The following is a 6,547-nucleotide window of genomic DNA, read 5'->3' as shown; positions in this document are numbered from 1 at the left end:
GTGACGGTGAGATCGGCCAGCGACGAGCGTGCGGCGAGGGCCACCCCCGCCAGCAGCAGCGTGCCGGCGACCACGGCGGAGCCGACACGGCTCAGCCCGGCGACCAGCCAACCCGTGAGCGTCGAGCCGAGCAGGCCGCCCGCCATCAGCGGGGCGCCTCCCAGCGAGATCCGGCCGATGACCAGGGTCAGCAGGACCGTGGTGGACAGGCCGACGAGGGCCAGACCGGCGGCTGCCGAGCGCGACAGGCCCTCGCCGGAGCCGCGGATCCGGCGCGCGGCGGCCGCGAAGAGGATGAGCGGCACGAACCACGCCGCGAGTCCGAGGCCGCTGTACAGGAGGGCCGCCGTCTGCGCGCCCAGGGGGCCGGCCCAGTTGGACGGGCGGTCCGGCGTGCTGACGAAGAACGACGGGTCGGTCGGCGAGTAGGTCGCGAGGGCGACCGCCACCAGCACGCCGAGGCCCGTGAGCAGGATTCCGCCGACCTCCCGCGCGCGCGGAATCTCCCATCCGGTGCGCCACCAGTTCGCCACGGCTCGACACCTCCCGCCCGCCGGGCCGCCGGCCGCGAAGCGGGCCCGGTCATCCTACCGCCGCGACGGACGCCGGTGAAAGGCCCCGGACGCCCTCACCGGAACAGGACGATCGCGACCAGGGCCGCGAGCGCCAGCCGGTAAAGCCCGAACAGGGCCAGTCCCCGATGCGAGAGCCAGGCGACCAGGCCCCGGATGGCCAGCGCCGCGCTCGCGAACGACACGGCGAGGCCGGTGGCGAACGCGGCCGGCCCGACGGTCCGGGCCATCGTCCCGCCGCTCCGCACGAGGTCGAGCAACGTCGCCCCTCCGAGCGTCGGGAGGGCGAGGAGGAAGGAGAACTCCGCCGCCGCCGCGGGATGGAGTCCGACCGCCAGGCCGCCGAGGATCGTCACGAGCGACCGGGAGGTCCCCGGCCACAAGGCCAGGCACTGGGCGGCGCCGATGAGCAGGGCGCGGCGGGCGTCGAGCCGCTCGAGACCGGTCCCGTTCCGCGCTCTCCGGCGTCGGAGCGGCTCGGAAGCCAGCATCGCGACGCCGCCGGCGGCGAGCGCGGCCGCGACCGGACCGCCGGAGAAGAGGCGCCGCTTGATCGTCTCGCCGAGGGGCAGGCCGACCGCGACCGCCGGGGCCACCGCGAGGGCGAGGTGGCCCAGCAGGCGCAAGCCCTCCCGGTCGCGTCCGAGAATCCCGGCCGCCATCGAGGCCACGCGCCGGCGGTAGAGTCCGAGCACCGCGAGGATGGCGCCGGCCTGGATGGCGATCTCGAACGTCTTGATCGCCGGATCGTGGCCCCTTCCGAGCACGGCCGCGACGAGGATCAAGTGCCCGGTGGACGAGACGGGGACGTATTCCGTCAGCCCCTCGACGAGACCCAGAAGGGCCGCCTCCCACAGCCGCAAGGGGACGGGGGTCACCGCTCCTCCTCTCGCGGGGGTTCCGAGACGATCACCTCCGGCCGGAACCGGGCCTCGCCCCGCAGCAGGTTGCCGAGCGTGCGGGCCAGCTCCTCGGCCAGCGCCCCGGGCGGGCGGCCCTCCCCGCGCCGGCCGGCCGCGATCTCGCGGGCCCGGGTCAGGATCTCCCGGCGGAGGTCGGGGTCGTCGTCCCAGCCGGCGATCCCGTGGGCGTCGACCCGGACCCCCTCCTCGCCCTCCAGGACGACGATCACGATGCCGTGACGCGCGATCCGCCGCCGCCGCCTCACCTCGTCCGCCGTCGCTTCCCGCCCGCTGGCGTCGAAGAGGCGGGGCGGGAGGTCCACCGAGGCCCCCCTGACCATCCCTTCGCCACCCAAGGCCAGCCATTCCCCCGACTCGGCGACCACCGCCTTCGCGGAGGCCGAGGCGGCGATCGCGGCGTTCATCTCCAGGTGCCGCCGGTCGCCGTGCACCGGCACCACGAACTCCGGGGCCAGCAACTCGACCATCTCCCGCAGCTCCTCTCGGGCCGCATGGCCGGAGACGTGGAGCCCGGGGTGGTCGTCCGCGTGCCACACCTCGGCTCCCGTCCGGAGAAACCGGTCGATCATCCGGCTGACGAGCGGTTCCGCGCCCGGGATCACGCGGGCGGAGATCAGCACGCGGTCGCCGGGGCCCGTGCGGACCAGGCGATCGTTGCCGAACGAGATCCGTGTCATCGACGAACCGAGCTCCCCCTGACAGCCGCCGGCCAGCCAAAGCCGCCGGCGAGGAGGAAGCTCGGCCACCTCCTCCGGGCTCGCGAGGAGACCCGAAGGGGGATCGAGGAGGCCGAGTTCGAGCGCGTGCCGGGCCATCTCGGTCATGCGGCGCCCGACGAGGCCCACGGTGCGACCTTCGGCCGCCGCCGCTGCGAGGAAGGCGGAGATCCGGTCGACGTGGCTGGAGAAGGTCGTGGCGAGGACCTGACCCTCGACGCCCCGCACCGCGTCGGCCACCTTCCGGCGCGCGAGCCGTTCGCCCGGGGTACGGCCGGGGGTGCGGGCTCCCGTGCTGTCGAGCAACAGCACCCGCACCCCCTCCCTGCCGAGGCGGCGCAACCGGTCGCGGTCGGTGGGCGAGCCCGAGACCGGATCGTCGTCGAACTTGAAATCGCCGGAGTGCACCAGCCGCCCCGCGGGCGTGTCGATCACCAGCATCGAGCTCTGCGGTACGGAGTGCGCCACCGGGACGAAGCGGGCGCGAAACGGGCCGATGGCCAGCTCGCCCTCCTCCGGGAGCGCCGCCGCGGTGAGAGACCGGCCCGCCTCCAGGCAACGGTCGCGCGCCACTCGAAGGGTCAGGGGAAGGCCGTACACCGGGGCGGACCGCCACGGCGGGGGCAGATGCCCGATCGCGCCGCAATGGTCGTCGTGCGCGTGGGTGAGCAGCACGGCATGCAGCCGGCCCACCTCGTCGATCAGGGGGCGGGGGTCGGGGACGAGCCGCTCCACGCCGAGCATTCCCGCGTGGGGGTATCCGGCGCCGAAATCGACGAGCAGCGCCTCCCCGCGCCAGACGACGAGGGTGGCGTTCAGCCCGAATCCGCCGGAGCCGCCCAGCGAGACGATACGGAGGGAATCGCTCACGGGGACGCGCCCTCCGCCTCCAGCCGACGGGCCAAGTCGAGCCAATCGATCGGCGCGAGCGCTTCGGCGCGAGCGTCGGCGCGGAGTCCACGCTCCTCGAGGAACCGCGCCACCGTGTCTCGGTGCTTCCGGAGGTTGGCCAGCAGGGTCTTGCGCCGGGCCGAGAACCCGGCGTGAAGCCACCGCTCGAGCCGCGGGATCTCGTGGGCGGGCAGCGGCGGATCGTCCTTGGCCGAAAACCGCACGATGGCGGAGCGCACCCGCGGTCGCGGATGGAACGCCCCCGGCGGCACCACGGCGACCCGGCGGCGTTCCGACCGCAGGGCGGCGACGATGGCGAGCGGACCGTAGCTCCTCCGGCCGGGAGGGGAGAGGAACCGCTGCGCGACCTCGAGCTGCAACATCACGAAGGCCTCCCTCACCGCGTCGCACGCGAGCAGACGGCGAACGATCGGGGTGGCGGCGTTGTACGGCAAGTTTCCGATCACGCGCAACGGTCCGCCGAGTTCACGGGCGAGCTCGTGCCAGTCGACGGCGAGCGCGTCGGCCAGCCGCACCTCGACGCCCGGCTTCCCCGAAAGCCTCTCCGCCAGCGGCGCGGCGAGTCTGGGATCGATCTCGAGCGCCACGAGGCGAGCGCAGCGCCCGGCCAAGGGGATCGTCAGCGCCCCCCGCCCGGGGCCGATCTCCACCACCCGGTCCTCCCGGCTCGGGGCGAACCGCTCGACGATGGAGCGGGCGTGGGCCGGGCTGGAGAGGAAGTGTTGGCCGTAGCGGCGCTTCGGGGGAGACCCGCCGCGGAGCCGAAAACGGTCGCTGCCGCTCACGGGCCCCATTCTGACCGACATCCGCCTCGATGGCGTGGAGCCGAGCCGGGCCCGTCCGGAGCTTGCCGGGGCCCGGCGATCCGGGATCGGAGCCGGGCAGGCGCCCCACGTAAGGGCCGTCCCTCCAACGTGCGGCGGCACGTTTCGAACTCGCCCGCCGCGCGTCGCGGCCGAGGCCCGAGCGACCGCCCGCGCGGCCGGGATCGTCCGGGGGCATCCTGTAGTCTCGGAGCGATGGCCGAGACCTTGGGGCTGTACGTCCACCTGCCGTTCTGCCGGGCACGGTGCGCCTACTGCGACTTCGCCGTCATCGCCGGGCGCGCCGACCTCGTGCCGGAGTACCTCGACCTCCTCGTCCGCGAAATCGAGCGTGCCGGCGAGTCGTTGGGCCATCCGCCGGCCGACACGCTCCACTTCGGAGGAGGGAGCCCCTCGCTGCTCGATCCGCCGGAACTCGAACGTCTCCGTATGGCCCTCGAGCGCGCCTTCGATCTTGCTCCTCTCGCCGAGGTGGGGCTCGAAGCGAACCCGGAGGACGTGACCCGTCAGCGGCTGGACGCGTGGGTTTCGGCGGGAATCACCCGGCTGCCGGTCGGCGTTCAGAGCACGTCACCGGAGGGGCTCGCGGCCCTCGGCCGGCCCGGGGAAGCGGCGGCGGCGGTCCGAGCCCTTCGCCTCGCTCTCGAGGCCGGGATCCCCTCGGTGGGCGCCGACCTGATCTTCGGCTGGCCGGGGCAGGAGGTCCGCCGGTGGGAGGACGAGCTGGCGTGCGTCGTCGGTCTCGGCGCGCATCACGTTTCCTGCTACGCCCTCGAGCTCGACGGGCGGACGCCGCTCGTCCGGGCGATCGAGCGGGGCGAACGGCCCCGCCCCGACCCCGATGCCGCGGCGGAGATGTACGGCGCCGCCGCTCGGATCCTGAGAGAGGCCGGCTACGAACGGTACGAGATTTCGAACTGGGCGCGCCCCGGGCACGCCTCGCGGCACAACCGGAAGTACTGGAGCGACCGCCCCTACCTCGGCCTCGGTCTGGGGGCGGCCAGCTACGTCGGAGGGCGGCGCTGGACGAACCCGAGGCGGTTCCGGGAGTACGAGCGGATGGTCCGCAGCGGGAGGAGCCCGGCGGCCGAGCCGTACGACCCGGACCGCCGTGCCGGGGAGGCGATCGTCCTCGGCCTGCGCCGGGAGGAGGGCATCGACCTCGCCGATGTGGCCGCGGTGCACGGCGAGGGGCCCGTGGAGGCGCGCCGCCCCGTCCTCCAGCGCGGTGTGGCGGACGGCCTGCTCGTCCGCGAGAACGGGCGTCTGAAGCTCAGCGAGCGAGGGCGGCTCATCGCGGACGAGCTGCTCGCCGACCTCCTTTGAGACCGCCCGGGCGCGCGGGCCGCCGCGCCGGGCGGGCGGTATCATCCCCGCGGGCGGCGGCCCGCCGGCGGGCGGGATGCCGCGCGACGGAGGCGATCGCCGTGAACCTTCCCCTGACCGAAGAGCAACGCATGGTCCGCCGCGCCGCGGCGGAGTTCGCGGAGAAGGAGATCGCGCCCCACGTCCGGGAGTGGGACGAGAAGGCGTATTTCCCCGCCGAGACGATGCGGCGTGCGGGGGAGCTCGGCTTCCTCGGGGTGCTGGTGCCGGAAGAGTACGGAGGCGCCGGTCTCACCTACGTGGACTACGTGGGCGTGGTCGAGGAGATCGGGCGCGTCTGCCCCGCGATCGGCCTGAGCGTGGCGGCTCACAACAGCCTTTGCACCGGGCACATCCTCCTCTTCGGCAGCGAGGCCCAAAAGCGCCGCTATCTCCCGAAGCTGGCCACGGGCGAGTGGATCGGGGCCTGGGGACTGACCGAGCCCACCGCAGGCTCGGACGCCGGCGGGACGCGCACGACCGCGGTCAGGGACGGCGACGGCTGGATCCTGAACGGCAGCAAGACGTTCACGACGCACGCGTCCGTGGGCCAGGTCATCGTCGTGTTCGCGGCGACCGACCCCTCGAAGGGCCACCACGGCATTTCGTCGTTCATCGTCGAAAAGGGGACTCCGGGCCTCAGCGTGGGCAAGCACGAGGACAAGCTCGGCATGCGCGCCTCGGACACCTCCGAGGTCGTCCTTCAGGACTGCCGGGTGCCGGCGGACGCGTTGGTCGGGGCTGAAGGCGAAGGATTCCGGCAGGCGATGAAGGTCTTGGACGGCGGCCGGATCTCGATCGCCGCTCTCGCGGTGGGGACGGCACGGGGAGCCTACGAACACGCCCTCCGGTACGCCGGGGAGCGGGAGCAGTTCGGGCGCCCGATCGGCGCGTTCCAGGCGATCCAGTTCAAGATCGCCGACATGGCCACGCGGATCGAGGCCGCCCGCCTGCTGACGTACCGGGCGGCGCAGCTGGCCGACGAGGGGCGGCCCGTCACGACCGCTTCGGCGATGGCGAAGCTGTTCGCGAGCGAGACGGCCGTGTGGGTGGCGAACGAGGCGGTCCAGGTGTTCGGCGGCTACGGGTTCGTCAAGGACTACCCGGTCGAAAAGTACTACCGCGACGCGAAGCTGCTCACGATCGGGGAGGGGACCTCGGAGATCCAGCGACTGGTCATCGCGCGCCGGCTCCTGGGGCGCCTCGACGTTCCCGCGGCGCGGAAGTGAGCGGGC

The 6,547-nt window shown here is 73.8% G+C and carries 6 protein-coding genes; 2 read left to right on the top strand and 4 right to left on the bottom strand.

Going from position 1 to position 6,547, the window contains the following annotated elements:
• The 4 genes from D6718_12705 to rsmA form a co-directional block, all read right to left on the bottom strand.
• Positions 1-533, bottom strand: a 533-nt coding sequence (locus D6718_12705; GenBank protein RMG43296.1) for a hypothetical protein, incomplete at its 3' end; no start/stop codon positions are given.
• A gap of 95 nt (positions 534-628) precedes the next feature.
• Positions 629-1,435: an undecaprenyl-diphosphate phosphatase gene (locus D6718_12700; GenBank protein RMG43300.1), complete on the bottom strand. Its 807-nt coding sequence runs from the start codon at positions 1,433-1,435 to the stop codon at positions 629-631.
• An 11-nt stretch (positions 1,436-1,446) separates the two neighbouring features.
• A complete protein-coding gene (locus tag D6718_12695) occupies positions 1,447-3,126 on the bottom strand; it encodes a ribonuclease J (protein RMG43295.1) in 1,680 nt (559 codons plus the stop codon).
• Positions 3,078-3,929, bottom strand: a complete 852-nt coding sequence (rsmA, locus tag D6718_12690; GenBank protein RMG43294.1) for a ribosomal RNA small subunit methyltransferase A — start codon at positions 3,927-3,929, stop codon at positions 3,078-3,080. The genes D6718_12695 and rsmA overlap by 49 nt, the downstream gene beginning before the upstream one ends.
• A 213-nt stretch (positions 3,930-4,142) precedes the next feature.
• Here rsmA and hemW point away from each other — a divergent pair, with 213 nt between their 5' ends.
• Both hemW and D6718_12680 read left to right on the top strand, forming a co-directional pair.
• On the top strand, positions 4,143-5,273 hold the full coding sequence (hemW, locus tag D6718_12685; protein RMG43293.1) for a radical SAM family heme chaperone HemW: 1,131 nt from the start codon (positions 4,143-4,145) through the stop codon (positions 5,271-5,273).
• A gap of 101 nt (positions 5,274-5,374) precedes the next feature.
• Positions 5,375-6,541: an acyl-CoA dehydrogenase gene (locus tag D6718_12680; protein RMG43292.1), complete on the top strand. Its 1,167-nt coding sequence runs from the start codon at positions 5,375-5,377 to the stop codon at positions 6,539-6,541.
• The last annotated feature ends 6 nt before the right edge of the window (positions 6,542-6,547 follow it).

It is taken from the genome of Acidobacteriota bacterium (genome assembly GCA_003696075.1).
Classification (GTDB): domain Bacteria; phylum Acidobacteriota; class Polarisedimenticolia; order J045; family J045; genus J045.
This window is presented reverse-complemented; position numbering and strand designations above follow the sequence as displayed.

Coding starts and splice junctions, on each gene's coding strand:
- rsmA (RMG43294.1), bottom strand. CDS start 3,929: ATGTCGGTCAGAATGGGGCCCGTGAGCGGCAGCGACCGTTTTCGGCTC.
- hemW (RMG43293.1), top strand. CDS start 4,143: ATGGCCGAGACCTTGGGGCTGTACGTCCACCTGCCGTTCTGCCGGGCA.